General features: G+C 56.1%; 25 protein-coding genes and 5 tRNA genes. 21 read left to right on the forward strand and 9 right to left on the reverse strand.

Features of this window, described 5'->3' with window-relative positions; translation table 11 throughout:
- The first annotated feature begins 22 nt into the window (after nt 1-22).
- Together hypF and OGV79_RS11665 are read left to right on the forward strand one after the other, a co-directional pair.
- Complete coding sequence (hypF, locus tag OGV79_RS11660) at nt 23-2,263, forward strand: carbamoyltransferase HypF (RefSeq protein ID WP_286468435.1); 2,241 nt, start codon at nt 23-25, stop codon at nt 2,261-2,263.
- A 30-nt stretch (nt 2,264-2,293) separates the two neighbouring features.
- Nucleotides 2,294-2,518, forward strand: a complete 225-nt coding sequence (locus OGV79_RS11665; protein WP_123907432.1) for a hypothetical protein — start codon at nt 2,294-2,296, stop codon at nt 2,516-2,518.
- A 2-nt stretch (nt 2,519-2,520) separates the two neighbouring features.
- Here the strand turns inward: OGV79_RS11665 and norW are convergent, their stop codons facing one another.
- Together norW and norV are read right to left on the reverse strand one after the other, a co-directional pair.
- A complete protein-coding gene (norW, locus tag OGV79_RS11670) occupies nt 2,521-3,654 on the reverse strand; it encodes an NADH:flavorubredoxin reductase NorW (RefSeq protein ID WP_200026905.1) in 1,134 nt (377 codons plus the stop codon).
- Nucleotides 3,651-5,099, reverse strand: a complete 1,449-nt coding sequence (gene norV, locus OGV79_RS11675) for an anaerobic nitric oxide reductase flavorubredoxin (protein ID WP_286468436.1) — start codon at nt 5,097-5,099, stop codon at nt 3,651-3,653. The genes norW and norV overlap by 4 nt, the downstream gene beginning before the upstream one ends.
- Nucleotides 5,100-5,285: 186 nt before the next feature.
- Here norV and norR point away from each other — a divergent pair, with 186 nt between their 5' ends.
- Nucleotides 5,286-6,806 (forward strand): nitric oxide reductase transcriptional regulator NorR, encoded by a 1,521-nt coding sequence (norR, locus tag OGV79_RS11680; protein ID WP_012134819.1) that lies wholly within the window; start codon nt 5,286-5,288, stop codon nt 6,804-6,806.
- Here the strand turns inward: norR and gutQ are convergent.
- From gutQ to srlA, 7 genes are all read right to left on the reverse strand, one after another.
- On the reverse strand, nt 6,803-7,768 hold the full coding sequence (gene gutQ, locus OGV79_RS11685) for an arabinose-5-phosphate isomerase GutQ (RefSeq protein WP_012134818.1): 966 nt from the start codon (nt 7,766-7,768) through the stop codon (nt 6,803-6,805). The genes norR and gutQ overlap by 4 nt on opposite strands.
- The gene (srlR, locus tag OGV79_RS11690) at nt 7,761-8,534 is read right to left on the reverse strand and encodes a glucitol operon DNA-binding transcriptional repressor SrlR (protein ID WP_012134817.1); all 774 of its coding nucleotides are present in this window, start codon (nt 8,532-8,534) and stop codon (nt 7,761-7,763) included. The genes gutQ and srlR overlap by 8 nt, the downstream gene beginning before the upstream one ends.
- A 73-nt stretch (nt 8,535-8,607) precedes the next feature.
- The gene (gene gutM / locus OGV79_RS11695; RefSeq protein ID WP_012134816.1) at nt 8,608-8,967 is read right to left on the reverse strand and encodes a transcriptional regulator GutM; all 360 of its coding nucleotides are present in this window, start codon (nt 8,965-8,967) and stop codon (nt 8,608-8,610) included.
- Nucleotides 8,968-9,068: 101 nt separating this feature from the next.
- Complete coding sequence (gene srlD, locus OGV79_RS11700) at nt 9,069-9,848, reverse strand: sorbitol-6-phosphate dehydrogenase (RefSeq protein WP_012134815.1); 780 nt, start codon at nt 9,846-9,848, stop codon at nt 9,069-9,071.
- Between the two features lie 18 nt (nt 9,849-9,866).
- Nucleotides 9,867-10,229, reverse strand: a complete 363-nt coding sequence (gene srlB, locus OGV79_RS11705; protein ID WP_012134814.1) for a PTS glucitol/sorbitol transporter subunit IIA — start codon at nt 10,227-10,229, stop codon at nt 9,867-9,869.
- Between the two features lie 11 nt (nt 10,230-10,240).
- On the reverse strand, nt 10,241-11,212 hold the full coding sequence (gene srlE, locus OGV79_RS11710; RefSeq protein WP_286468438.1) for a PTS glucitol/sorbitol transporter subunit IIB: 972 nt from the start codon (nt 11,210-11,212) through the stop codon (nt 10,241-10,243).
- The gene (srlA, locus tag OGV79_RS11715) at nt 11,209-11,772 is read right to left on the reverse strand and encodes a PTS glucitol/sorbitol transporter subunit IIC (RefSeq protein ID WP_012134812.1); all 564 of its coding nucleotides are present in this window, start codon (nt 11,770-11,772) and stop codon (nt 11,209-11,211) included. Before srlA ends, srlE begins: the two co-directional genes overlap by 4 nt.
- 255 nt (nt 11,773-12,027) lie before the next feature.
- On the opposite strand from srlA, the gene mltB reads away from it, so the two are divergent.
- From mltB to luxS, 18 genes are all read left to right on the forward strand, one after another.
- Nucleotides 12,028-13,128, forward strand: a complete 1,101-nt coding sequence (gene mltB / locus OGV79_RS11720; RefSeq protein ID WP_047461712.1) for a lytic murein transglycosylase B — start codon at nt 12,028-12,030, stop codon at nt 13,126-13,128.
- A gap of 305 nt (nt 13,129-13,433) precedes the next feature.
- Nucleotides 13,434-14,087, forward strand: a complete 654-nt coding sequence (locus OGV79_RS11725; protein ID WP_012134810.1) for a metal ABC transporter ATP-binding protein — start codon at nt 13,434-13,436, stop codon at nt 14,085-14,087.
- The gene (locus tag OGV79_RS11730; RefSeq protein WP_012134809.1) at nt 14,084-14,944 is read left to right on the forward strand and encodes a metal ABC transporter permease; all 861 of its coding nucleotides are present in this window, start codon (nt 14,084-14,086) and stop codon (nt 14,942-14,944) included. Before OGV79_RS11725 ends, OGV79_RS11730 begins: the two co-directional genes overlap by 4 nt.
- Before the next feature lie 14 nt (nt 14,945-14,958).
- Nucleotides 14,959-15,837: a metal ABC transporter substrate-binding protein gene (locus OGV79_RS11735; RefSeq protein WP_286468442.1), complete on the forward strand. Its 879-nt coding sequence runs from the start codon at nt 14,959-14,961 to the stop codon at nt 15,835-15,837.
- Between the two features lie 130 nt (nt 15,838-15,967).
- Nucleotides 15,968-16,465 (forward strand): nicotinamide-nucleotide amidase, encoded by a 498-nt coding sequence (gene pncC, locus OGV79_RS11740; protein WP_115615320.1) that lies wholly within the window; start codon nt 15,968-15,970, stop codon nt 16,463-16,465.
- 96 nt (nt 16,466-16,561) lie between these two features.
- The gene (gene recA, locus OGV79_RS11745; protein ID WP_110493905.1) at nt 16,562-17,626 is read left to right on the forward strand and encodes a recombinase RecA; all 1,065 of its coding nucleotides are present in this window, start codon (nt 16,562-16,564) and stop codon (nt 17,624-17,626) included.
- Nucleotides 17,627-17,732: 106 nt separating this feature from the next.
- The gene (recX, locus tag OGV79_RS11750) at nt 17,733-18,233 is read left to right on the forward strand and encodes a recombination regulator RecX (protein ID WP_286468444.1); all 501 of its coding nucleotides are present in this window, start codon (nt 17,733-17,735) and stop codon (nt 18,231-18,233) included.
- A 131-nt stretch (nt 18,234-18,364) separates the two neighbouring features.
- Nucleotides 18,365-20,992 (forward strand): alanine--tRNA ligase, encoded by a 2,628-nt coding sequence (gene alaS / locus OGV79_RS11755; RefSeq protein WP_049010251.1) that lies wholly within the window; start codon nt 18,365-18,367, stop codon nt 20,990-20,992.
- Between the two features lie 239 nt (nt 20,993-21,231).
- Nucleotides 21,232-21,417, forward strand: a complete 186-nt coding sequence (gene csrA, locus OGV79_RS11760) for a carbon storage regulator CsrA (RefSeq protein ID WP_000906486.1) — start codon at nt 21,232-21,234, stop codon at nt 21,415-21,417.
- Nucleotides 21,418-21,757: 340 nt separating this feature from the next.
- Nucleotides 21,758-21,850 (forward strand) — tRNA-Ser (locus OGV79_RS11765).
- A 3-nt stretch (nt 21,851-21,853) separates the two neighbouring features.
- Nucleotides 21,854-21,930: transfer RNA gene (locus tag OGV79_RS11770), tRNA-Arg, on the forward strand.
- A gap of 62 nt (nt 21,931-21,992) precedes the next feature.
- Nucleotides 21,993-22,069 (forward strand) — tRNA-Arg (locus OGV79_RS11775).
- Between the two features lie 193 nt (nt 22,070-22,262).
- Nucleotides 22,263-22,339: transfer RNA gene (locus OGV79_RS11780), tRNA-Arg, on the forward strand.
- A 193-nt stretch (nt 22,340-22,532) separates the two neighbouring features.
- A tRNA-Arg gene (locus OGV79_RS11785) sits at nt 22,533-22,609 on the forward strand.
- A 133-nt stretch (nt 22,610-22,742) separates the two neighbouring features.
- The gene (yqaB, locus tag OGV79_RS11790; protein ID WP_012134803.1) at nt 22,743-23,309 is read left to right on the forward strand and encodes a fructose-1-phosphate/6-phosphogluconate phosphatase; all 567 of its coding nucleotides are present in this window, start codon (nt 22,743-22,745) and stop codon (nt 23,307-23,309) included.
- Nucleotides 23,306-23,734, forward strand: coding sequence for a YqaA family protein (locus OGV79_RS11795; RefSeq protein ID WP_071257946.1), 429 nt, complete (start codon nt 23,306-23,308; stop codon nt 23,732-23,734). Before yqaB ends, OGV79_RS11795 begins: the two co-directional genes overlap by 4 nt.
- 73 nt (nt 23,735-23,807) lie before the next feature.
- A complete protein-coding gene (gene gshA, locus OGV79_RS11800) occupies nt 23,808-25,364 on the forward strand; it encodes a glutamate--cysteine ligase (protein WP_012134801.1) in 1,557 nt (518 codons plus the stop codon).
- 149 nt (nt 25,365-25,513) lie between these two features.
- Entirely contained in the window at nt 25,514-26,029 is a 516-nt protein-coding gene (luxS, locus tag OGV79_RS11805) for an S-ribosylhomocysteine lyase (protein ID WP_012134800.1), read from the forward strand.
- Nucleotides 26,030-26,143 lie beyond the last annotated feature (114 nt).

The following is a 26,143-nucleotide window of genomic DNA, read 5'->3' on the forward strand; positions in this document are numbered from 1 at the left end:
AGATGACTGCGGGAACGACTTCATGACAATAAACAACCACTCCGGCGTACAGCTGCGTATTCGTGGCAAGGTACAGGGCGTCGGATTTCGCCCCTACGTCTGGCAACTGGCGCAGCGGTTACAACTGCATGGCGACGTGTGTAACGACGGTGACGGTGTGGTTGTGCGCTTACAGGAAGATCCGGCGGAGTTTATTGTGCAGTTACATCAACATTGCCCGCCGCTGGCCCGTATTGACAGCGTCGAGAGCGAGCCGTTTGCCTGGTCTCAACTGCCTGCCGATTTCTCCATTCGCCAGAGCGCGGGCGGAACGATGAATACGCAAATTGTGCCTGATGCGGCCACATGCCCGGCCTGTCTCGCCGAAATGAATACGCCCGGCGAGCGGCGCTACCGTTACCCTTTTATCAACTGCACCCACTGCGGCCCGCGTTTTACGATCATTCGTGCGATGCCTTACGACCGTCCGTTTACCGTGATGGCATCGTTTCCGTTGTGCAGGAAGTGTGCGACGGAATACCGCGATCCATACGACCGCCGTTTCCACGCCCAACCTGTTGCCTGCCCGGCCTGCGGCCCGCATCTGGCGTGGCGCTCTGGCAGCGCGCGGGCGGAAAAAGACGCTGCGCTACAGGCTGCCGTCGCGATGTTAAAAGCGGGGGGCATTGTCGCCATCAAAGGTATTGGCGGCTTTCATCTGGCCTGCGATGCGCAAAACGATGAGGCGGTGGCGATGCTGCGGGCGCGTAAACGCCGCCCTGCGAAACCGCTGGCGGTGATGTTGCCGGATGCGGAAGGCTTGCCGGATGCGGCGCGCCGACTGCTGACTACGCCGGCCGCCCCCATCGTGCTGGTGGATAAACAGCATGTCGCGTCGCTGTGCGAGGGGATCGCGCCGGGGCTGGCGGAAGTGGGGGTAATGCTGCCCGCGAATCCGCTCCAGCATCTGCTTTTACAGGCGCTGAATTGTCCGCTGGTGATGACCTCCGGCAACCTTAGCGGTAAACCGCCAGCCATCACTAACCAACAGGCGCTGGACGACCTGAAGGCGATCGCCGACGGTTTTCTGTTGCACAACCGCGATATCGTGCAGCGAATGGATGACTCGGTCGTGCGTGACAGCGGCGAAATGCTACGCCGTTCGCGGGGCTATGTGCCGGATGCGATCGCGCTGCCGCCGGGATTTCGCGATGTGCCGCCGATGCTCTGTCTGGGCGCCGATCGGAAAAATACCTTCTGCCTGGTGCGCGGCGAGCAGGCGGTGGTAAGCCAGCATCTGGGGGATCTCAGCGATGACGGCATTCAGACGCAGTGGCGTGACGCGCTGCGTTTGATTCAGAACATTTACGATTTTACGCCGCAACGCGTTGTCTGCGACGCGCATCCGGGTTACGTCTCCAGCCAGTGGGCCAGCGAGATGACGCTTCCGACCGAAACGGTATTGCACCACCATGCGCATGCGGCGGCATGCATGGTCGAGCACGGCTGGCCGTTGAACGGCGGCGATGTGATTGCCCTGACGCTCGACGGCATTGGTATGGGAGAGGGCGGCGCGCTGTGGGGCGGAGAGTGTTTACGCGTTAATTACCGTGAATGCGAGCATCTTGGCGGCCTGCCCGCCGTCGCGCTGGCGGGCGGCGATCTCGCCGCGAAGCAGCCCTGGCGCAACCTGCTGGCGCAGTGTCTGCGCTTTGTTCCTGACTGGCGGGACTATCCAGAAACGGCTGCGCTGCAACGACAACAGTGGAACGTGCTGGCGCGGGCCATTGAGCGCGGAATCAACGCCCCGCTGGCGTCGTCGTGCGGACGCCTGTTCGATGCCGTCGCCGCCGCATCAGGCTGTGCGCCTGACACGCTCAGTTATGAAGGGGAAGCGGCCTGTGCGCTGGAGGCGCTGGCTTCGCGATGCAATCGCGTTGAACATCCGGTGACGATGCCGGTTAAAAACAACCAGCTGGATTTAGCCACGTTCTGGCGGCAGTGGCTGAACTGGCAGGCTGCTCCCGAGGAGCGCGCCTGGGCCTTTCACGACGCGCTGGCGCATGGGTTCGCCGCGCTGCTGCGCCAGGAAGCGACCGCACGCGGGATCACCACGCTGGTATTCGGCGGTGGCGTGCTGCATAACCGCTTGCTGTGCAGGCGTCTGGCGTTCTGTCTTGCTGATTTTACCTTACTGTTTCCGCAGCGTTTACCGGCCGGGGATGGGGGAGTGTCGTTAGGGCAGGGAGCGATCGCCGCAGCGCGCGAGCTTGCGCAAAAATAAAAAAAAGCCCCGGGACTGGCGGGGCGAAACGTGTCGGGGCATACCGACAAGCAGCAGCGCACTTCCGTGTGCGTGAGGTTAATAAATCAGTGGCAGTATCGCCGGATGGCGACGTACAAACAGGCGCTTCCCGTAGGCCGGATCAGGCGTTTACGCCGCCATCCGGCAAAGATGTTCGAACATTGCCTGATGGCGCTGCGCTTATCAGGCCTACGGCGTCATGATTTGCAGGTCAGCCGCCATCCGGCACAATGAACTTACGCGGGCAGCGTTTTCAGCAGCGCAAAGGCCTCCTTCATGCGGTCTTCGCTCACCACAAAGGCGCAAAGCTGACCTTCGGTATTTATGCCTCGGGCGACCATCCCTTCGGACTCCGCCGCAATGTGCCAGTTCAGGTCGTGACGCTGGGTTTCGCCTGCAAGATGTAACGGCAATTCCGGCGTTTTGATTTTCACCAGCATGGCGGGCAGCTTCAGCGGCGCGTTCCCGCCGAGCAGATTTTTCGCCAGATACATGGCGCTTAACTGAATCGGTTGCAGGAAAGGCAGAACCTGACCGTTAATTTCCGCGCAGTCTCCCAGCGCATAAATATCCGGGTGGCTGGTTTGCAGATAGCTGTCAACGCAGACGCCACGGTTGATGGTCAACCCGGCACGGCGCGCCAGCGCGGTTTCCGGGCGTAGGCCGGTCGCGGCGATGACCGCATCCACCTCTACCTGACGATCGCGATCCAGCGTGGCGCGAATACCGGTAGCGGTTTTCTCCAGACCCTGCAACTGCGATTTCAGCAGCAGATGTACGCCCATATCGGTCAGACGATGCTGCAAGCGGCTGCTCACTTCCGGCGGCATCAGCGAGGCCAGAATGCTGGCGGCATTGTCAATCAGCGTGACGGCTTTACCCGCACGGCAGAAATCCATTGCCAGTTCGCTACCAATCAGACCGCCGCCGACAATCAGTACGCGCTGCGCGTCACGCAGTTGCGTTTCGCAGGCGCGATACTCCTGCTGGCTGTTCAGTGTGAGCATTAACTCACGTCCGGCAACCGGCGGAACAAAGGCTGATGCCCCTGTCGCCAGTACCAGTTTGTCGAACTGCCATTGCTTGTCCTGGCTTTTTACCACATGGGCGTCGGCATCAATGTCCGTAATCCAGGTGTGTGGGAACAGACGCAGATTAAACTGTTCGGCAAACTCCCCCGCCGACTGGCGGGTGAGGTCGTCGGCGCGCTGCGCCTGGCTGATGACGTGACTGAGGTCGGGTTTGTTGTACTCGTCCATACTGTCAGCGGCAATCAGGGTCAGCGCTACGGTCGCGTCCTGTTTACGGATGTTTTTGACTAACTGGCGGGCGGCGAAGCCCGAACCAATAATGACAATTCCCCGGCTCATTTTGCCTCCGTTGCCAACACATCAAAGACGTCTTTACCTAATGAACATTCCGGGCACAGGAAGTTATCCGGTACGTCGCTCCACGGCGTACCCGGCGCGACATCCTGCAACGGTTCACCTTTTGCAGGGTCGTAAATCCACTGGCACACGCTGCACTGCATGCTTGGGCCGAGGTCAGCCGCAGCGGCGGCGGCACAGGCGCACTCTTCTTCCAGGGTTGTCGCTTTCACATTTGTTTCCGGCAACGGAGCGAGCGCCCACTGACGGGCAATATCGCGGCCGTGCTGGCGGCAAAGTTCCAGGGCATCAATATCAGGACGCCATTTCGCTTTCAGACTCAGTGACATCTCGAAGCCGGCATCTTGCAGACGGGTGGACAGACGGTCTACCGCGCCGCCGCTCCAGCCGTGGGAACCGAAAGCGCTGGCGCGTTTGTTACGAAAGCGCAGGCCAGTCATCTCTTCAACGAGACCGGCGATTTTCGGCATCATCACGTTGTTCATCGTAGAAGTACCGACCAGCACGCCTTTGGAACGGAACACGTTGGTCAGAATTTCGTTTTTATCGCTGCGTGCGACGTTAAAGATTTTCACCGCCACGTTCGGGTCAACTTCGTTGATGCCTTGCGCAATCGCGTCGGCCATCATGCGGGTGTTGTTGGACATGGTGTCGTAGAAAATGGTGATGCGATCTTCCTGATAATCTGCCGCCCATTTCAGATACAGTTCAACGATCTGGGTTGGGTTGTCGCGCCATACCACGCCGTGAGAGGTGGCAATCATATCTACCGGCAGGTTGAAGCCGAGGATTTCGGTGATTTTTGGCGTGACCAGACGGCTGAACGGCGTCAGGATGTTGGCGTAGTAACGCTGGCACTGCTCGAACAGCTCGGTCTGATCGACTTCATCGTTGAACAGACGTTCGTCACAGTAGTGCTGACCGAAGGCGTCGTTACTGAACAGTACCGCGTCGCCCGTCATGTAGGTCATCATGCTGTCCGGCCAGTGCAGCATCGGGGTTTCAACAAAAATCAGCTGCTTGCCGTTGCCGATATCCAGCGTGTCGCCTGTTTTTACGACGTTAAAGTTCCATTCCGGGTGATGGTGGTGACCGGTAATGGAGTCAATGGCGTTTGCGGTGCAGTAAATCGGCGTATCCGGGATTTGCGCCATCAGTTCGGTCAGCGCGCCCGCGTGGTCTTCTTCCGCGTGGTTAATAATGATGTAATCAATGTCGGCCAGGTCGATTTCGCTACGCAGGTTTTGCACGAATTCGCGGCTGAATTTATGGTCTACGGTATCGATCAGAACATTTTTTTCTTCACGGATGAGATAGCTGTTGTAGCTGCTGCCGCGCAGCGTTTTATATTCAGTCCCGTGAAAATCACGAACTTCCCAGTCACGTTGGCCAACCCAATGAATGTTATTTTTAACCAGAATAGACATAGCAACCTCAGTAAATACAGTTTTTTTAAGAAAGATGTATTGCTAATAGCAGGATGTGTGCCAACTTTTTAACTAATTGATTTTAAATGATTAAATAATTTATACTCATAAAATGGTAGTCAAAAAGACTATTCAAATGATTGTCAATATGACACCATTGATTGTCAAAATGACAATGAGGTAGCCATGAGCTTTTCAGTTGATGTCCTGGCGGGCATCGCCATTGAATTACAAAGTGGTATCGGGCATCAGGACCGCTTTCAGCGCCTGATCACCACGCTGCGTCAGGTGCTGGAGTGCGATGCGTCGGCGCTGCTGCGCTATGAGGGGCGGCAGTTTATTCCGCTGGCGATCGACGGTCTGGCGCAGGATGTACTGGGCAGGCGCTTCACTCTGGAAGGGCATCCGCGACTGGAAGCCATTGCCCGTGCCGGGGATGTGGTGCGTTTTCCGGCCGACAGCGACCTGCCGGACCCGTATGACGGGCTGATCCCGGATCAGGAGAGCCTGAAGGTACACGCCTGTATCGGGCTGCCGCTGTTCGCCGGGCAAACCCTGATTGGCGCACTCACGCTTGACGGCATGGAACCCGATCAGTTTGATGTTTTCAGCGATGAAGAACTGCGGCTCATCGCAGCGCTGGCGGCGGGGGCGCTGAGCAATGCGCTGCTTATTGAGCAATTAGAAAGCCAGAATATGTTGCCGGGGTCTTCCGCCTCTTTCGAACAGGTGAAAGAAACGCAGATGATCGGCCTGTCGCCAAATATGATGCAGTTGAAAAAAGAGATTGAGATTGTGGCGGGGTCGGATCTCAACGTGCTGATCAGCGGCGAAACGGGAACTGGGAAAGAGCTGGTGGCGAAAGCGATTCATGAAGGCTCGCCACGGGCGGTGAACCCGCTGGTGTATCTGAACTGCGCCGCGCTGCCGGAAAGCGTGGCGGAGAGCGAGCTTTTCGGCCACGTCAAAGGGGCGTTTACCGGGGCAATCAGCAACCGTAGCGGTAAGTTCGAAATGGCCGATAACGGCACGCTGTTTCTTGATGAGATCGGCGAGCTGTCGCTGGCGTTGCAGGCGAAACTGCTGCGCGTTTTGCAGTATGGCGATATTCAACGCGTCGGGGACGATCGCAGCCTGCGCGTCGACGTACGCGTGCTGGCGGCGACTAACCGCGACTTACGCGAAGAGGTGCTGGCCGGGCGTTTTCGCGCCGACCTGTTCCACCGTTTGAGCGTGTTCCCGCTCTCCGTGCCGCCGCTGCGTGAGCGTGGTGAGGATGTGGTCTTGCTGGCCGGGTATTTTTGCGAACAGTGCCGCCTGCGGCTGGGGCTTTCCCGCGTGGTGCTGAGCCCGGGGGCGCGTAGCCACCTGCTGAGCTATGGCTGGCCGGGGAACGTTCGCGAGCTGGAACATGCGATCCACCGTGCGGTGGTTCTGGCAAGAGCGACCCGGGCGGGGGATGAGGTGGTGCTGGAAGCGCAGCATTTTGCCTTACAGGAGGAGGTTTCTCCCGCTCTGCCTGACGACAGTACGCCGACGCTACCGGCAAATCACAATTTGCGCGACGCTACCGAGGCTTTCCAGCGGGAGATGATTCGCCGTGCGTTAGCGCAAAATAACCACAACTGGGCCGCCTGCGCGCGGGCGCTGGAGACAGACGTCGCCAACCTGCATCGGCTGGCGAAGCGTCTGGGGCTGAAAAGTTAGATGATGCCTGCCTGGTAGAAGTCTTGCAGGTTGATTGCGCCGGTGAGTTTACCGTTTTCATCCACCACCGGCGCGGCGGTGATCTTGCGCTTCATCAGAAGTTCTTTGGCATCGATGGCGCGGCTCTGCTCCTGCAACGTAATGCCGTTGTGGGTCATCGCTTCGCTGACCGGCGTAGCCAGCGTGCCGCCGCCAACCAGCCAGCGGCGCAGGTCGCCGTCGGTAAAGACGCCTTTCACAACGCGCTGCGCGTCGCATACCGCAACCAGACCTAATCCGGTACGGCTCAGCTCCAGCATGGCGTCCATCACGCTGGTGGTGAGCTGAACCTGCGGCACCGCATCGTCACGGCGCATCAGGTGATGGACTTTGTTGAGCAGACGCGCGCCCAGCGCCCCGGCAGGGTGTGAACGGGCGAAATCCTCTTCATTGAAACCGCGCGCCTGCATCACCGCCATAGCCAGCGCGTCGCCCATCATCAGGGTGTTGACGGTGCTGGAGGTTGGCGCCAGGTGCATCGGGCAGGCTTCACGCTCAACGGAGATATCCAGCACAGCCTTTGCCGCCAGACCCAGCGGGGAGGTTGGCTTTCCGGTCATTGCCAGCAGGGTTATCGATTTATCTTCCAGGCGCGGAATAATGAGATCCAGCTCTTTCGCACCGCCGGAATAGGAGATGAACAGCATCACGTCCCGGCTTTCGATCATGCCGAGATCGCCATGTAACGCTTCTGCCGGGTGGACAAAGAACGCGGGCGTACCTGTACTGGCGAGAGTCGCGGCGATTTTTTTGCCGATATGGCCTGACTTGCCAATACCGGAGACAATCACTTTGCCTTCGCAGTGGAGGATAGTATTGGCGGCACGGACAAAATCATCGCCCAGGCGTTCCGGCAGACGGCTTGCTTCCTGTAACTCCAGCAGTAATGTCTGGCGACCCGCGTTCAGTAATGCATCACTCATTGGTTTCTCCGGTTATGATCACTTCAATCCCTTTTGCTTCCAGCGCCTGACGAAACGCGGGGTCGATACCCGCGTCGGTAACCAGTTTGTCGACGCTTTCCAGACTGCACACAACGTTGGGGCTTTTACGCCCAAATTTTGAGGAGTCCGCCATCAGAATCACTTCGCGTGCGGCATTGCACATCGCTTTGCTGACGGTATAGACCTCATTAAAGGTGGTCACTCCGGCATTGAGATCGATGCCGTCGGTGCCCATGAACAGTTTATCAAAACTGAACTGCTCAAAGGCGTTTTCTGCCAGCTGACCGTGAAATGACGCAGATTTTTTGCGGAATGTGCCGCCGGGCATCAGGATGGTCTGCTCGTTGTCCAGCTCCGAAAGGGCGTTAACAATGTGCAGGCTGTTGGTCATGACGGTGATATTGCTAAAGCGGGTAAGCATCGGCACCATCTGCAACACGGTGCTTCCGGCATCAAGGATGATGGAGTCGCCATCGTGGATAAACTGGACGGCCGCTTGTGCGATCAACGCCTTTTTATGGGTGTTGATCAGCGTTTTGTGATCGATAGGCGGGTCGGATTCATCTTTATTCAACACCACGCCGCCATACGTGCGAATAACGGTTCCGGCATTTTCCAGAATGACCAGGTCTTTGCGAATGGTGGTGCCCGTGGTGTCAAAGTACTGGGCCAACTCCTCAACCGAGCATTTTCCCTGCTTTTGCAGATGCTCCAGAATAGCAGCCTGACGCTGACGTGGTTTCATAGGCGTAATTACCCTGACTGATGTATAAGTTGTGAAATGATAATTTCGCAAGCAATTAGCATTCACAACGAAATTACCCATGTTTCAGTTTAAGCGCTAATGATAGTGCATTCTGTGAGAGCGAATCATGGGGAAAGATCACATCAGGCTGTAATTCATCAAGATGTTTGCCCTGTATTGCGGGAATTTTAACCGGTCGGGCAAAGACGGTGAGACCTTTCATGAATAAGGTATCCGTAACGCGCTGCTGGTCATCCAGAGCGATGGCGACCACCACTCGCGGTTTAAAGCGTCCGCCGGAGCGCCCGACGCCCACTCGCCCTCGTTGGCAAAGTTTGTCAAACGCCCGGTTAAAGCGGGAGATTTGCCAGCCGCCCAGCGCCAGTTGCGCACACCAGGCGATAACGGCGACGGTGATCAGTGCGGAAACCATAATGCGCTCCTTTGATTTTGCCGGATGGCGGCTGCGCCTTATCCGGCCTACATAATATTCGTAGGCCCGGTAAGCGCAGCGCCACCGGGCAATCATACCTCTTAAAACATCACCTGACCGCCGGTCACATTGATGGACTGTCCGGTGCAGTACGACGCCTTCGCGCTGGCGTAAAACAGCAGCATGTCCAGTACGTCCTGATAATCGCAGCCGCGTTTTAACGGAACTTTGTCAATGTAATACTGCTCCACTTCGTCCGGCTTGATGCCAAGCTTGGCGGCGTATTGCGGCAGCAGCGACTGGAACATTGGTGATTTCAGCAGGTTGCCAAGCATCAGCGAATGCACGGTAATGCCGTATTCTGCCAGATCCAGCGCCAGCGACTGGGTTAAGCCCACGCCGCCGAACTTCGCCGCGCTATAGCCGGAGTTGTGTTTACTGCCCACTTTCCCGGACTTGGAGTTGATCTGGATAATGCGTCCCTGAATGCCGTCGCGGATCATCAGGCGGGAGAATTCGCGAGCGCAGAGGAAATACCCCACCAGATTCACCTGTAGCGAGCGGTCGAAATCGCCGAGTTGAAAATCGCTGATAAACGCCGCTTTGGCGATGCCCGCGCTGTAGACCAGCAGATCAACCCGGCCAAAAATTTCATCGACTCCGCGAGAGAGCGCCAGAACGCTCTGCTCGCTGGTGGCATCGGCGCCAAAACCGTACGCCATGCCTTCGCCAAACGCGGCGTTAATCTCCTGCGCCACATTTGCAGCTTTATCACTCTGAATATCGACAACGGCGACGCGATAACCAACCTCTGCAAGCCCACGGCAGAGGAAGGCCCCCAGGGTCTGGCCTCCACCAATGACAACGGCAACCTGATTCATTTTTCTCTCCTTAAACCTTTAAGCCACAAACTTCAAAATACAGCCCGGCGCGATGTCGTCCGGTACTGGCCCCGCAACGTGTACGGTGCCGGGAAATTCCGCCTCGTTCAGCCCGTCGAAGCGCAGGGTGATATGCCCCAGTTCACGCAGATTCTGCTCGGCCACGCTGCCCACAGCAGTCACCGGATAGCGATGCTCACCCAGCTGAAACTGTGCGCCGGGTTGCAGCGTGCCGTTCAGCTCGCCGTGGCAGTGGATAAAGCAAAACGCTTCGATATCCGCCGGCGCGCCTTCACGAAAGGTAATCAGCATCCTGTCGCAGAGCGCGTCCGGTGCGCTCTCGCCGATACGGGTGATGGTGGTCTGGTAAATCACGGTCATCTCTGAACCTCTTATTGATAAATAAAGCCGGAAACAAACCAGGCGATGAGAACGGTAGGCGCGCCGGTCAGGAAGCGGCTCACCAGCACGGAAGGCACGCCGACGCGAACGGTGTCCTGACGGGCCTCCGCCAGCGATAAACCGACCGGAATAAAGTCGCACGCGGCCTGAGCGTTAATCGCGAACAGCGCGGGCAGCGCCAGATGGGGAGGGATATTACCCAGACCAATCTGTACGCCAATCAGCACCCCGATAACCTGGGCGATCACCGCGCCAGGGCCGAGGAAGGGCGACAGCAGCGGGAATGAACAGATGAGCGCCAGCGTGACCAGCCCCAGCGGATGGCTGGCAAGCGGCGCCAGGCCGTGAGCGATCCAGTCGCCGAGACCGGAGGCCATAATGATGCCGATCAGCGCCGAGACGAAGGCCATAAACGGCAGAATGGTTTTCAGCACCGTATCGATGGTGTCGCGCCCGGACTGGAACAGCACCGCTACTGCTGAGCCCATCCCCATACCGACTTTCGCCAGCAGGCCATCGCTCTGTTCGGTGATTTTTTTGCTGGTGTCGTAATCGCGGCCCGCAGGCGAGGCGACAGGCTGCGCGTTTGCAGGCGCCTCGCCGCTCAGCGTGATGTTCTCTTCTTTCACCCCGGAGACGTAAATATCTTCCACGATGTACTGCGCCAGCGGCCCCGACTTCCCGGTAGAGTGGATGTTGATGGTTGGAATGCGCCGCTTCGGGTAAATCCCGCAGCGCAGCGTGCCGCCGCAGTCGATGATCGCCGCGCCGATCTCTTCCTCAGGCGGTTCGCCCTCTTTAAAGCCATCCACCGCCTGCCAGCCTGTTAGTTGCGCCAGTTTGTCGACAATCCCCGGACGCGTCCCGGCGGTGATGTAGACGATTTTCTTTCCGGGGGTTGTATCCAGTTCAAGCGGGCCGCCCCAGCCGCCGGTGCCTTTCTCAATACGAATACGCGTCATGATGTTGCTCCAGCCAGGTGGACTTTCTGCTCAAGTTGAATGCCCATTTTTTTCTCAAAGATGGATGTAGTGAGGTCAGTCACCCAGCCACGGAAGAAGTTGGTGACCAGACCGACCAGCAGATAGCTGACGGCGAGCGGGCCAAGCGGGAGGCCGAGTGTCGTCAGGCCGCTGGCGATGCCCAGGTAAACAAACAGTTCGCCGGGGTTGATGTGCGGGAACAGTCCGTTCATCGAGTGGCAGCTGTAGGAAGCTGCCGCGTAGTAACTGGGCTTGTATTTTTCTGGCATAAAGCGGCCCAGACTCAGCGTCATCGGGTTACAAAACACAAACGTACCGATGCACGGCAACAGCAGGTAACGGGATAACGGGTTCCCGGCGCAGCGCTGGGCAAAACGTTCAATACGCTGCTGGCCAATGAAGTTTATTAAGGCATTCATGATGACCAGCAGGCTTATCAAGAGCGGAAGGATACCGGTCACCATGCTGGTGAACACCTCTCCGCCTTTCTGGAACAGCCCGATAAACCACTCCGCACCATGTGTAATGGTTTCGATCATTGTTCTCTCCTGTAGGGTTTGTTGTTATCTTGCCAATTGGTGAGTTATTTTAATCAGATCGAAAGATTTAAAAGTGTTATTTTGATCTCAAAATGAAAGATAAATATTTTAAAGTGAAAGTTTGCGTTTGTTGCGGAGAAAAAAAGCAGGGATGTTACGGGAGAATAGTGCGTATTCTGTGAAGAGCGCTTCCTTGTGCGAAGCGGGATGCTTTACCATACTTCCCCCTGGCTGAATCTGTTTAATGGATGTCTCATGTTCAAGCGTCGTTATGTAGCACTACTTCCTCTCTTTGCGTTGCTTGCTGCCTGTAGCAGCAAACCACAGTCTTCAGAAATTCAAACGACAACGGGAGCGCCGTCCGGCGGTTTCCTGCTTGAGCCGCAGCACAATGTCATGGTGATGGGCGGTGATTTCGCCAATAATCCGAACGCGCAGCAGTTCATTGAGAAGATGGTGAACAAGCACGGTTTTAATCGCCAGCAGTTGCAGGAGATCCTGTCGCAGGCGAAGCGCCTGGACTACGTTCTGCGACTGATGGACAGACAGGCGCCGACCACGCAACCGCCAGCGGGGCCGAATGGCGCATGGTTGCGCTATCGCAAGCAGTTTATTACCCCGGACAATGTGCAAAACGGCGTGGCGTTCTGGAATCAATATGAGGATGCGTTGAACCGTGCATGGCAGGTTTATGGCGTCCCGCCGGAGATTATCGTCGGCATTATTGGCGTGGAAACCCGCTGGGGCCGCATCATGGGTAAAACGCGAATTCTGGATGCGCTGGCGACGCTGTCGTTTAACTATCCGCGTCGGGCGGAGTATTTCTCCGGCGAGCTGGAAACGTTCCTGCTGATGGCGCGTGATGAACAGGACGACCCGCTGGATCTGAAAGGGTCTTTTGCCGGTGCGATGGGGTACGGACAGTTTATGCCGTCGTCCTATAAGCAGTACGCGGTGGACTTTAACGGCGACGGGCACATCAACCTGTGGGACCCGGTTGACGCCATCGGCAGCGTGGCGAACTATTTCAAAGCCCACGGTTGGGTGAAAGGCGATGTGGTCGCCGTTCCGGCCAACGGTCAGGCGTCGGGGCTGGCGAACGGCTTTAAAACTCAGTACAGCATTTCTCAGCTTGCGGCCGCCGGGCTGACGCCGCAGCAGTCGCTGGGCAATCATCAGCAGGCCAGCCTGCTGCGCCTGGATGTGGGTACGGGCTATCAGTACTGGTACGGGTTGCCGAACTTCTATGCCATCACGCGCTATAACCACAGCACTCACTATGCGATGGCGGTCTGGCAGCTTGGTCAGGCCGTCGCGCTGGCGCGTGTACCTGCGGCGTCGCCGTTTAGTCAGTAGCCGCGGTGTGTTTTCCGGGGGGCTACGCTTACCCGGTCTGGATTACGCTCCCTTTTCCCTGAGAGAAAGGGGAGCGTGCAGCGCCGTTGCTGCGCTATTTCACGTCTGAAACATTTCGCCACACTCCCTTTTTTCCTGGCAATTTACATCCGCATCGCATTTTATTATTGTTATGTTATAACATTTTATTGTGGTGCGAATATGTCTGCTTCACTCTTCTCTCTTTCGGCTTTGACTCGCCTGTTGATGGCTATCGCGCTTGTTTTGTTTATCGGACTGGCCGTGCGCTGGGCGGTGGCATTGCCATGATTATCCTGAATCAACTGGTGGCTGGTTACGAGCGACAGCCGGTCACGTCGCCGCTGACCGGCACGCTGGAACGCGGCAGTATGACGGCGATTATCGGCGCTAACGGCTGCGGCAAATCAACGCTGCTGAAAACGCTGGCCGGTTTTCTTCCTCCGGTGAGCGGCGCATTTCGCTGGCGCGGACGCCGCCCGGTAATTGGCTGGCTGGCGCAACGTCACGCGCTGGAGACGCAGTTTCCGCTTACCGTTCAGGACGTGGTGAGCATGGGGTGCTGGCCTGATATTTCCCTGCTGGGGGGATTTCAACGCAAAACCCGTCTGCGTGTTGCCCACGCTATTGAGCGCGTGGGGCTGGAGGCAATGGCGACGATGACCATTGATGAACTCTCCGGCGGCCAGTTTCAACGCATGCTGTTTGCCCGTGTGCTGGTGCAGGAAGCGCCGCTGGTCATGCTGGATGAACCCTTTACCGGCGTGGATGAGGAGACCTGCAACGTACTGATGGGGCTGATGCTGGAGATGTATCAGCGAGGGCAAACGGTGCTGGCGGTGCTGCACGACAGCGAACGGGTGGCGCGCTATTTTCCGCAGACGTTACGGCTGGATACGGACGTGTCTCACTGGATGACCGAGCGGGTGAGAGTGGCATGATCTGGCATATCTTCTTTCAGCCGTTTATTGAATACGGCTTTATGCGGCGGGCGCTGGTGGTCTGTCTGGCGCTTTCGGTCAGCACGACGGCGCTTGGCGTCTTTTTACTGCTGCGACGTATGAGCCTGATGGGGGACGCGCTGTCGCATGCGGTGCTGCCCGGCGTGGCGGTGGGCTATCTGCTCAGTGGAATGTCATTGCTGGCAATGAGCATCGGCGGGTTTATCGCCGGGATTACGGTAGCGCTGGTGGCGGGAATGGTGAGTCGCCGTACGCCGCTAAAAGAAGACGCCAGCTTCGCCGGGTTCTACCTGGGATCGCTGGCGCTGGGGGTTACGCTGGTGTCGCTGCGCGGGTCAAATGTCGATCTGCTGCATCTTCTGTTTGGTTCCATTCTGGCGGTCGATCGCGATTCCGCGCTGTTCGTGGCGGGGGTATGCGCATTCACATTGATCATGCTGGCGATTTTCTATCGTGGTCTGGTGAGTGAAGCGTTTGATACCGCATGGTTGCAGGTTAACGCGCGCTGGCTGCCTTCGCTGCTGCACGGGCTGTTTCTCTCGTTGCTGGTGTTGAATCTGGTGGCTGGCTTTCAGGTACTCGGCACGCTGATGGCGGTAGGGCTGATGATGCTTCCTGCCGTTGCGGCACGCTGCTGGGCGCGCACGTTACCGGGGCTGTTATTGCTTGCCGGCGGCAGCGGCGTCGTCTGTGCATGGCTGGGGCTAAGCCTTTCCTGGGCGGTGAGTTTACCCGCCGGGCCGTCGATTGTACTGACCGCCAGCGCGCTGTTCTTTATTTCCATTTTATTCGGCACGCGCAGCAGGCTGGCTGACAGTCTGCGCGCGCTTTTTTAATGCAAGGGGAAAAGATGAAACGTACAGGGGTAATGATTGCGCTCGCGTTGGGGTTGATGACGCAAGGCGCGCTGGCGAAAACGCTGAATGTGGTGACGAGTTTTTCTATTCTCGGCGACATCACCCAGGAGGTCGGCGGCAAGAATGTCAACGTCACTACGCTGGTTGGGCCGGATGGCGATCCGCATACCTTCGAGCCTTCGCCGAAAGACAGCGCGGCGTTGAGCAAAGCGGATGTGGTGGTAGTGAACGGGCTGGGGCTGGAGGGGTGGCTTGACCGGCTGGTAAAAGCCTCCGGTTTCAAAGGTACGCTGGTGGTGGCTTCCGACGGGGTGAAGACGCATACGCTGGATGAAGACGGCGAAACCGTCACCGATCCGCATGCCTGGAATAGCGCAGCGAACGGCGCGCTGTATGCGCAGAATATTCTTTCCGGGCTGGTCAACGCCGACCCGCAGGATAAAGCCGCGCTGGAGGCTTCCGGCAAACCTTACATCGCACAACTGACTGAACTGGACGCGTGGGCGAAAGCGCGCTTTAGCCAGATCCCGCAGGAGAAACGCAAGGTGCTGACCAGCCACGACGCCTTCGGTTATTTCGGTCGCGCCTACGGCGTTGAGTTTTTGGCGCCGCAGGGGCTGTCGTCGGAAAGTGAAGCCTCTGCCGCGCAGGTCGCCGCGCTCATTAAGCAGATTAAAGCTGATGGGGTGAACACCTGGTTTATGGAGAATCAGCTCGATCCGCGTCTGGTAAAACAGATCGCCAGCGCGACGGGCGCGCAGCCGGGCGGCGAGCTGTATCCTGAAGCCTTGTCGGTAAAAGGCGGCGTGGCGGATAGCTACGTAAAAGCGTTTCGCCACAATGTTGAGACCATCGCCAACAGCATGAAGTAACCGTACGATTGGCCGATGCTTTCGCATCGGCTTTTTTCTGAAGCCTCCTCGTAAAATCCGCACCTCGTCCCCATATCTGCTCAGAAAGTGCTATCTTGTGCTGCACGTTTTTCAGGAGCCTTAAGCGATGATGACTGACCATGAATTGATGCAGTTAAGCGAAGTGGTAGGGCTGGCGCTGAAACAGCGCGGCGCAACGCTAACGACAGCGGAGTCCTGCACGGGAGGTTGGGTAGCGAAAGTGATTACCGATATCGCCGGGAGTTCCGCCTGGTTTGAACGCGGTTTTGTTACCTACAGTAATGAAGCGAAAGCGCAAATGATTGGCGTGCGCGAACCGACGCTTGAGCAGCACGGCGCGGTCAGCGAACCGGTGGTGATTGAGATGGCGATTGGCGCGCTCAGAGCGGCCCGCGCGAATTATGCCGTTTCTATCAGCGGTATTGCCGGGCCGGACGGCGGCAGCGACGTGAAGCCCGTCGGCACTGTCTGGTTTGGTTTCGCAACCGCGCAGGGCGAGGGGATCACCCGCCGGGAGTGCTTTAGCGGTGACCGTGACAGCGTACGTCGCCAGGCGACGGAATATGCGCTCAAAACGCTCTGGCAACAATTTCTACAAAACACTTGATACTGTATGACTGTACAGTATAATCGCACCTAACAGTACAGAATTCACTATCCGGTACAAGCGCAAGCGGATCCCGGCTCATGACAGGAGTAGTTAATGGCTATCGACGAAAACAAACAGAAAGCGTTGGCGGCAGCGCTGGGCCAGATCGAAAAACAATTCGGTAAAGGCTCCATCATGCGCCTGGGTGAAGACCGTTCCATGGATGTGGAAACCATCTCCACCGGTTCGCTTTCTCTGGATATCGCGCTGGGCGCGGGTGGCCTGCCGATGGGGCGTATCGTAGAAATCTACGGGCCGGAATCCTCCGGTAAAACCACCCTGACGCTTCAGGTGATTGCCGCTGCACAGCGTGAAGGCAAAACCTGTGCGTTTATCGACGCCGAACATGCGCTGGACCCTATCTATGCCCGCAAACTGGGCGTCGATATCGACAACCTGCTGTGCTCCCAGCCGGACACCGGCGAGCAGGCGCTGGAAATCTGTGATGCGCTGGCGCGTTCAGGCGCTGTAGACGTTATCGTTGTTGACTCCGTGGCGGCGTTGACGCCGAAAGCGGAAATCGAAGGTGAAATCGGCGACTCTCATATGGGCCTCGCGGCGCGTATGATGAGCCAGGCGATGCGTAAGCTGGCCGGTAACCTGAAACAGTCCAACACCCTGCTGATCTTCATCAACCAGATCCGTATGAAAATTGGCGTCATGTTCGGCAACCCGGAAACCACTACCGGGGGTAACGCGCTGAAATTCTACGCGTCCGTTCGTCTGGATATCCGCCGTATCGGCGCGGTGAAAGAGGGCGAAAACGTCGTGGGTAGCGAAACCCGCGTGAAGGTTGTGAAGAACAAAATCGCCGCGCCGTTTAAACAGGCTGAGTTCCAGATCCTCTACGGCGAAGGCATTAACTTCTATGGCGAACTGGTTGACCTGGGCGTGAAAGAGAAGCTGATCGAGAAAGCCGGTGCATGGTACAGCTATAACGGCGAGAAAATCGGTCAGGGTAAAGCGAATGCCACTACCTGGCTGAAAGAGAACCCGGCGACCGCCAAAGAGATCGAGAAAAAAGTGCGTGAGCTGCTGCTGAGCAATCAGGACTCGACGCCAGACTTCTCCGTTGATGACAACGGTGAAGGTGTGAAAGAAACCAACGAAGATTTCTAATCGTTGCATTGCCCGGTGGCGGCGCTCTGGCGCCTTATCGGGCTTATACTTTGAAGGGCTGCATATCTTGCGGCCCTTTTTGCATTTCTTTTTCCGAAGGTTTGTTATGAGTGAATCCACACCGCGACGCCCCGCATATAACCGTCTGCTGGATCGCGCGGTACGTATTCTGGCGGTACGCGATCACAGTGAACAGGAACTGCGGCGTAAACTCTCCGCACCGGTTATGGGAAAATACGGGCCGGAAGAGATCGATGCGGCGCCGGAAGACTATGAACGGGTTATCGCCTGGTGCCATGAGCACAACTACCTTGATGATCATCGTTTTGTTTCGCGCTTTATCGCCAGCCGCAGCCGTAAAGGTTATGGCCCGGCACGTATTCGGCAGGAGCTGAATCAAAAAGGCATTGCGCGTGAGGCGATTGAACGCGCAATGCGTGAATGCGAGATTGAGTGGTTGCTTCTTGCTCGCGAACAGGCGATCCGCAAATATGGCGAACCCTTACCAGCCGCATTTTCGGAAAAGGTCAAAGTCCAGCGTTTCCTGCTTTACCGTGGCTATCTGATGGAGGATATTCAGGAGATATGGCGAAATTTTGACGATTGACTGCATACGGGATTTTACTTCCCCGTAAAGAAAACTTATCTTATTCCCACTTTTTTCAATTGCCAGCCGGGCAGGGCATATGAGCGCTGAGGCGGGTAATGATATTTCGTTAGCTTGATTTCAGGATAATTATGAGCAAGAGCACCGCTGAGATCCGTCAGGCGTTTCTCGATTTTTTCCACAGTAAGGGACATCAGGTAGTTGCCAGCAGCTCCCTGGTGCCAAACAATGACCCAACTTTGTTGTTTACCAACGCCGGGATGAACCAGTTCAAGGATGTTTTCCTTGGGCTCGACAAGCGTAATTATTCCCGCGCCACCACTTCGCAGCGTTGCGTACGTGCGGGCGGTAAACACAACGATCTGGAAAACGTCGGTTACACTGCACGTCACCACACCTTCTTCGAAATGCTGGGTAACTTCAGCTTCGGCGACTATTTCAAACACGACGCGATTCAGTTTGCGTGGGAACTGCTGACCGGTGAAAACTGGTTTGCCCTGCCAAAAGAGCGTCTGTGGGTGACCGTCTATGAAACTGACGATGAAGCCTACGAGATCTGGGAAAAAGAAGTCGGCATTCCGCGCGAACGTATCATCCGAATTGGTGATAACAAAGGCGCGGCGTACGCGTCCGACAACTTCTGGCAGATGGGCGATACAGGGCCGTGCGGTCCATGTACCGAGATCTTCTACGACCACGGCGATCACATCTGGGGCGGCCCTCCGGGAAGCCCGGAAGAAGATGGCGATCGCTATATTGAGATCTGGAACATCGTCTTCATGCAGTTCAACCGTCAGGCTGACGGTACGATGGAACCGCTGCCGAAACCGTCCGTCGATACCGGTATGGGTCTGGAGCGTATCGCCGCTGTGTTGCAACACGTTAACTCCAACTATGAAATTGACCTGTTCCGCACGTTGATTGAAGCCGTTGCGAAGGTGACTGGCGCGACCGATCTGAGCAACAAGTCGCTGCGCGTGATTGCCGACCACATTCGTTCCTGCGCTTTCCTGATCGCCGACGGCGTGGTTCCGTCGAATGAAAACCGTGGCTATGTGCTGCGCCGTATCATTCGTCGTGCGGTTCGTCATGGCAACATGCTGGGCGCGAAAGAGACCTTCTTCTACAAGCTGGTTGGGCCGCTGATTGACGTTATGGGCTCTGCCGGTGAAGAGCTGAAGCGCCAGCAGGCGCAGGTTGAGCAGGTTCTGAAAACGGAAGAAGAGCAGTTTGCCCGTACGCTGGAACGTGGTCTGGCGCTGCTGGACGAAGAGCTGGCGAAGCTTTCCGGCGACACGCTGGATGGCGAAACCGCTTTCCGTCTGTATGACACCTACGGCTTCCCGGTTGACCTGACGGCGGACGTTTGCCGCGAGCGCAACATCAAAGTTGATGAAGCGGGATTTGAAGCCGCGATGGAAGAACAGCGTCGTCGCGCGCGTGAAGCCAGCGGTTTTGGCGCAGACTATAACGCGATGATCCGCGTTGACGGCGCGTCAGAATTTAAAGGTTATGACCATCTGGAACTGAACGGTAAAGTGACCGCGCTGTTTGTGGATGGTAAAGCGGTAGATGCGATTAGCGCGGGTCAGGAAGCCGTTGTCGTACTGGATCAGACGCCGTTCTATGCGGAATCCGGCGGCCAGGTTGGCGATAAAGGCGAACTGAAAGGCGCAGGCTTCGCGTTTGCGGTTAGCGATACGCAAAAATATGGCCAGGCGATTGGACATATCGGTACGCTTTCGACCGGTTCCCTGAAAGTGGGCGATGCGGTGCAGGCTGATGTGGATGAAGCTCGCCGGGCGCGTATTCGCCTGAACCACTCTGCGACGCACCTGATGCACGCGGCGCTGCGCCAGATTCTGGGCACGCACGTAGCGCAGAAAGGCTCGCTGGTTAACGACAAAGTCCTGCGTTTCGACTTCTCGCATAATGAAGCGATGAAACCGTCTGAAATCCGTGCGGTGGAAGATCTGGTGAATGCGCAAATCCGTCGCAACCTGCCGGTCGAAACCAACATCATGGACCTTGAAGCGGCGAAAGCCAAAGGCGCAATGGCGCTGTTTGGCGAGAAGTATGACGATCGCGTTCGTGTGCTGAGCATGGGCGATTTCTCCACCGAACTGTGTGGCGGTACGCACGCCAGCCGTACGGGGGATATCGGTCTGTTCCGTATCGTTTCTGAATCCGGTACTGCGGCAGGCGTTCGTCGTATTGAAGCGGTTACGGGCGAAGGCGCGATTGCTACGCTGCACGCTGAAAGCGATCGCTTAAGCGATATCGCACAGCTGCTGAAGGGCGACAGCCAGAATCTGGGCGAAAAAGTCCGTTCTGTACTGGAACGTACGCGTCAGCTTGAAAAAGAGTTGCAGCAGTTGAAAGAACAGGCTGCCGCGCAGGAAAGTGCGAACCTTTCCAGCAAAGCGGTTGATATCAACGGCGTGAAGCTGCTGGTTAGCGAGCTTGCGGGCGTTGAGCCAAAAATGCTGCGTACGATGGTTGATGATCTGAAAAATCAACTGGGTTCTACCGTTATCGTTCTTGCAACGGTAGCGGAAGGTAAGGTTTCTCTGATTGCGGGCGTGTCGAAGGATGTGACCGACCGCGTGAAAGCAGGGGAGCTGGTCGGCATGGTCGCTCAGCAGGTGGGCGGCAAGGGCGGCGGACGTCCAGACATGGCGCAAGCCGGTGGTACGGATGCGGCTGCTCTGCCAGCAGCGTTAGCCAGTGTGAAAGGCTGGGTTAGCGCAAAACTGTAATAACTATAAGCGTTATCTAACGCCGCAGGCCCCGGTCTGCGGCGTTTGCATCAACGTTATTGACAACGATAAAGTCAGGTTGAAGTTGTGTATATCGGCTAAACTTAGGTTTAACAGAATGTGATGCCGTGACTGCTTACACTTTACGTGTTTGTCATCGCTTACTTTTTGGCGTTATATGATGGATAATGCCGGGATACAGAGAGACCCGACTCTTTTAATCTTTCAAGGAGCAAAGAATGCTGATTCTGACTCGTCGAGTTGGTGAGACCCTCATGATTGGAGATGAGGTCACCGTGACAGTTTTAGGGGTAAAGGGCAACCAGGTGCGCATTGGCGTAAACGCCCCGAAAGAAGTCTCTGTCCATCGTGAGGAGATCTACCAGCGTATCCAGGCTGAAAAATCCCAGCAGTCCAGTTACTAAGGTTTTCGCGTCTCATCTCTTCCGATGAGGCGCAACCTGCTCCTCGCGTCCTTTCTCTTTTTCATTTTTCTTCACTCTTTTTCCGTATCGCTTCCCGTGCCGGTATGCTTTTTTCTGGTTATTCTGTTTTTCTGCCTGCGCTCAGGCGGTGTAACACGCCGATTTATCTGTTGATAAAACACCCTTTTTGCCGTTTTTGCAGACTAATTGAGCGTGAAGTGTGCAAACGATAAAAGCGCGGGAAAAATTGTTTGACTTATAAGTCCCAGAAAGTAATATGTGCGCCACGCAGCGACGATGAGCAGAAACAAGTTCTTCGAAGCACTCGTAAGAGGCGCGTGGTGAGGTGGCCGAGAGGCTGAAGGCGCTCCCCTGCTAAGGGAGTATGCGGTCAAAAGCTGCATCCGGGGTTCGAATCCCCGCCTCACCGCCATTTGCATCCGTAGCTCAGCTGGATAGAGTACTCGGCTACGAACCGAGCGGTCGGAGGTTCGAATCCTCCCGGATGCACCATCTCTTACTTGATATGGCTTTAGTAGCGGTATCAAAATCTGCAATAAAGTAAGTTTCCCGATGCATCCGTAGCTCAGCTGGATAGAGTACTCGGCTACGAACCGAGCGGTCGGAGGTTCGAATCCTCCCGGATGCACCATCTTCCCCGATATAACAGCTACGCTGTTGTTTCATGGTCTGCGAAGTTATCGCAAGCACCAGGGAGGATAACGTTGCTTCAGCAACGGCCCGTAGGGAGAGGCGCAGCCGAGTAATCCTCCCGGATGCACCATCTCTTACTTGATATGGCTTTTGTAGCGGTATCAATATCGGCAGTAAATAAGTTTCCCAATGCATCCGTAGCTCAGCTGGATAGAGTACTCGGCTACGAACCGAGCGGTCGGAGGTTCGAATCCTCCCGGATGCACCATCTTCCCCGATATAACAGCTACGCTGTTGTTTCATGGTCTGCGAAGTTATCGCAGGCACTAGGGAGGATAACGTTGCTTCAGCAACGGCCCGTAGGGCGAGGCGCAGCCGAGTAATCCTCCCGGATGCACCATCTCTTACTTGATACGGCTTTTGTAGCGGTATCAATATTGGCAGTAAATAAGTTTCCCGATGCATCCGTAGCTCAGCTGGATAGAGTACTCGGCTACGAACCGAGCGGTCGGAGGTTCGAATCCTCCCGGATGCACCATCTTCTTCTCCACCATCTTCTCCTGAATACCTCCATTACCTCTCTACCCTGAACAATCCTCATTTCTCTGTCAGCGACAAAATCAGTCAATTACGATAAAGTAACATCTGGTCATTTGGTTTGTGAGAACACGATGTACGAACGTTATGCGGGTTTGATTTTTGATATGGATGGCACCATCCTGGATACCGAGCCGACGCACCGTAAGGCGTGGGACGAGGTATTAGGGCGCTATGGCCTTCGTTTTGATCTGCAAGCGATGGTGGCGCTTAACGGTTCTCCAACCTGGCGTATCGCGCAGTCGATTATCGAACTGAATCACGCCGATCTTGACCCTCATGCGCTGGCGCAAGAAAAAACTGATGCAGTGAAAAGCATGTTGCTGGATAGCGTAGAGCCTCTGCCGCTGGTTGAGGTGGTCAAAGCCTGGTATGGCCGTCGACCTCTGTCGGTGGGAACAGGCAGCGAAAGCGCAATTGCCGAAGCGCTATTGACCCATCTGGGGCTGCGTCGTTATTTTGATGCGGTTGTCGCTGCGGATCATGTTCTGCACCACAAACCCGCGCCGGATACGTTCCTGCTGTGTGCGGAGCGTATGGGCGTTGTGCCGACGCAATGCGTCGTGTTTGAGGATGCGGATTTCGGCTTGCAGGCAGCACGCGCGGCGGGAATGGATGCCGTGGACGTTCGACTATTGTGAGTGACGGGCTGTCGCTCCTGTCACTGTTTGCCAGCAGTTTTCTCAGCGCCACGCTGTTGCCCGGTAATTCCGAAGTTGTTTTAGTTGCCATGTTAGTCTCCGGGGTAAGTCATCCCTGGGTCTTAGTCTTAACAGCAACAATGGGTAATAGCCTTGGAGGGTTAACTAACGTTATCCTTGGGCGTTTTTTTCCGTTGCGCAAAACATCGCGCTGGCAGGAAAAAGCCACTGGCTGGCTTAAGCGCTACGGTGCAGTCACACTATTATTAAGCTGGGCGCCGGTTATCGGTGATTTGCTGTGCCTGTTAGCGGGATGGATGCGCATCTCGTGGGGGCCAGTGCTCTTTTTTTTATGCCTTGGTAAAGCGTTGCGTTACGTTATCGTCGCAACCGCTACGGTTCAGGGCATTATGTGGTGGCACTAATTGTGGGATAGACATTTACCGTCACCATTACAATTATGCTAATTAAAACGATTTTGACAGGCGGGAGGTCAATTTGATCCCGGACGTATCACAGGCTCTGACCTGGCTGGAAAGGCATCCTCAGGCACTAAAGGGGATTCAACGCGGGCTGGAGCGCGAAACGCTGCGTGTTAACGCTGATGGCACGCTGGCAACCACAGGTCATCCTGACGCGTTAGGCTCGGCGCTGACGCACAAATGGGTCACGACAGATTTTGCTGAAGCCCTGCTGGAGTTTATTACCCCGGTAGACGGCGATATTCAGCATATGCTCACATTGATGCGCGATCTGCATCGCTATACGGCCAGAAATTTGGGTGATGAGCGGATGTGGCCGCTGAGTATGCCTTGCTATATTGCTGAAGGGCAGGATATTGAGCTGGCGCAGTACGGTACGTCAAATATTGGTCGTTTGAAAACGCTTTACCGGGAAGGGTTGAAAAACCGTTACGGCGCGTTGATGCAAACCATCTCCGGCGTACACTACAATTTTTCGCTGCCGATGGCATTCTGGCAGGCGAAGTGTGGCGTCGTGGACGGGGAAGATGCGAAAGAGAAAATTTCCGCAGGCTATTTCCGCCTGATCCGTAACTATTACCGTTTTGGGTGGGTCATTCCGTATCTGTTTGGCGCCTCTCCGGCTATTTGTTCCTCATTCTTGCAGGGCAAACCCACCACGCTGCCGTTTGAAAAAACGGACTGCGGTATGTACTACCTGCCGTATGCAACGTCGCTGCGTTTGAGCGACCTGGGTTATACCAATAAGTCGCAAAGCAATCTTGGAATTACGTTTAACGATCTGCATGAATATGTGGCAGGATTGAAGCGCGCGATCAAAACGCCGTCCACGGAGTATGCGGAGATCGGTCTGGAGAAGGACGGTAAACGCCTGCAAATCAACAGCAACGTGCTACAGATTGAGAACGAGCTGTATGCGCCGATCCGCCCTAAACGCGTGACGCGTAGCGGAGAAACGCCGTCAGATGCGCTTCTGCGCGGCGGGATTGAATATATCGAAGTGCGTTCGCTGGATATTAACCCGTTCTCGCCTATTGGCGTGGACGAACAGCAGGTGCGTTTCCTGGATCTGTTTATGGTCTGGTGCGTACTGGCCGATGCGCCGGAAATGAGCAGCGACGAGCTGCTGTGTACGCGCACAAACTGGAATCGGGTGATTCTGGAAGGGCGTAAACCGGGGCTGACGTTAGGGATTGGTTGTGAAACCGCGCAGTTCCCGCTGCCGAAAGTGGGTAAAGATCTGTTCCGCGACCTGAAACGTGTGGCGCAAACGCTGGACAGCATCCACGGGGGAGAGGATTATCAGAAGGTATGTGATGAACTGGTTGCCTGTTTCGACAACCCGGAGCTGACGTTCTCAGCGCGTATTCTGCGATCGATGATTGATACCGGGATTGGCGGCACCGGCAAAGCGCTGGGCGAGGCTTATCGCAATCTGCTGCGCGAAGAACCGCTGGAAATTTTGCGTGAAGAGGACTTCATTGCTGAGCGTGAGGCGTCAACGCGTCGTCAGCTTGAGGTTGAAGCGGCGGATACCGAACCGTTTGATGCGTGGCTGGAAAAGCACGCCTGACAGAAAAGAAAAAGGCCACTCGTGAGTGGCCAAAATTTCATCTCTGAAAACAGGGATGATGATAACAAATGCGCGTCTTTCACATACTCAGACTCGCCCCGGAACGAAGAGTTCAGTTTATTTTAAAAAATATTATCGGAGGTGGCTAAATGCCGTTGTTAGATAGCTTCACAGTCGATCATACCCGGATGGAAGCACCAGCAGTCCGGGTCGCGAAAACGATGAACACCCCGCATGGCGATACCATTACCGTGTTTGACCTGCGTTTCTGCATCCCGAATAAAGAAGTGATGCCTGAGAAAGGTATCCATACGCTGGAGCACCTGTTCGCTGGCTTTATGCGTAATCATCTGAACGGCAACGGCGTTGAGATTATCGATATCTCCCCGATGGGCTGCCGTACCGGTTTCTACATGAGCCTGATCGGTACGCCTGACGAACAACGTGTGGCAGACGCCTGGAAAGCCGCGATGGCTGACGTGCTGAAAGTGAAGGAGCAGAATCAGATCCCGGAGCTGAACGTTTATCAGTGCGGTACGTATCAGATGCACTCTCTGAGCGAAGCGCAGGATATTGCACGTCATATTCTGGAACACGACGTTCGCATCAACAGCAACGAAGAGCTGGCCCTGCCGAAAGATAAATTGCAGGAACTGCATATCTAGTCGAATGCAATGCCCGGTGGCGCGATGCTTACCGGGCCTACAATGTGCGCGTTCTGTAGGCCGGATAAGGCGCAGCCGCCATCCGGCAAAAAAAAGCCAGTTCATCATGAACTG

This window comes from Citrobacter sp. CK185 (assembly GCF_030333565.1).
Taxonomy (GTDB): Bacteria; Pseudomonadota; Gammaproteobacteria; order Enterobacterales; family Enterobacteriaceae; genus Citrobacter_B; species Citrobacter_B koseri.

Coding starts and splice junctions, on each gene's coding strand:
- hypF (WP_286468435.1), top strand. CDS start 23: ATGACAATAAACAACCACTCCGGCGTACAGCTGCGTATTCGTGGCAAG.
- norW (WP_200026905.1), bottom strand. CDS start 3,654: ATGAGCCGGGGAATTGTCATTATTGGTTCGGGCTTCGCCGCCCGCCAG.
- norV (WP_286468436.1), bottom strand. CDS start 5,099: ATGTCTATTCTGGTTAAAAATAACATTCATTGGGTTGGCCAACGTGAC.
- norR (WP_012134819.1), top strand. CDS start 5,286: ATGAGCTTTTCAGTTGATGTCCTGGCGGGCATCGCCATTGAATTACAA.
- gutQ (WP_012134818.1), bottom strand. CDS start 7,768: ATGAGTGATGCATTACTGAACGCGGGTCGCCAGACATTACTGCTGGAG.
- srlR (WP_012134817.1), bottom strand. CDS start 8,534: ATGAAACCACGTCAGCGTCAGGCTGCTATTCTGGAGCATCTGCAAAAG.
- gutM (WP_012134816.1), bottom strand. CDS start 8,967: ATGGTTTCCGCACTGATCACCGTCGCCGTTATCGCCTGGTGTGCGCAA.
- srlD (WP_012134815.1), bottom strand. CDS start 9,848: ATGAATCAGGTTGCCGTTGTCATTGGTGGAGGCCAGACCCTGGGGGCC.
- srlB (WP_012134814.1), bottom strand. CDS start 10,229: ATGACCGTGATTTACCAGACCACCATCACCCGTATCGGCGAGAGCGCA.
- srlE (WP_286468438.1), bottom strand. CDS start 11,212: ATGACGCGTATTCGTATTGAGAAAGGCACCGGCGGCTGGGGCGGCCCG.
- srlA (WP_012134812.1), bottom strand. CDS start 11,772: ATGATCGAAACCATTACACATGGTGCGGAGTGGTTTATCGGGCTGTTC.
- mltB (WP_047461712.1), top strand. CDS start 12,028: ATGTTCAAGCGTCGTTATGTAGCACTACTTCCTCTCTTTGCGTTGCTT.
- OGV79_RS11725 (WP_012134810.1), top strand. CDS start 13,434: ATGATTATCCTGAATCAACTGGTGGCTGGTTACGAGCGACAGCCGGTC.
- OGV79_RS11730 (WP_012134809.1), top strand. CDS start 14,084: ATGATCTGGCATATCTTCTTTCAGCCGTTTATTGAATACGGCTTTATG.
- OGV79_RS11735 (WP_286468442.1), top strand. CDS start 14,959: ATGAAACGTACAGGGGTAATGATTGCGCTCGCGTTGGGGTTGATGACG.
- pncC (WP_115615320.1), top strand. CDS start 15,968: ATGACTGACCATGAATTGATGCAGTTAAGCGAAGTGGTAGGGCTGGCG.
- recA (WP_110493905.1), top strand. CDS start 16,562: ATGGCTATCGACGAAAACAAACAGAAAGCGTTGGCGGCAGCGCTGGGC.
- recX (WP_286468444.1), top strand. CDS start 17,733: ATGAGTGAATCCACACCGCGACGCCCCGCATATAACCGTCTGCTGGAT.
- alaS (WP_049010251.1), top strand. CDS start 18,365: ATGAGCAAGAGCACCGCTGAGATCCGTCAGGCGTTTCTCGATTTTTTC.
- csrA (WP_000906486.1), top strand. CDS start 21,232: ATGCTGATTCTGACTCGTCGAGTTGGTGAGACCCTCATGATTGGAGAT.
- yqaB (WP_012134803.1), top strand. CDS start 22,743: ATGTACGAACGTTATGCGGGTTTGATTTTTGATATGGATGGCACCATC.
- luxS (WP_012134800.1), top strand. CDS start 25,514: ATGCCGTTGTTAGATAGCTTCACAGTCGATCATACCCGGATGGAAGCA.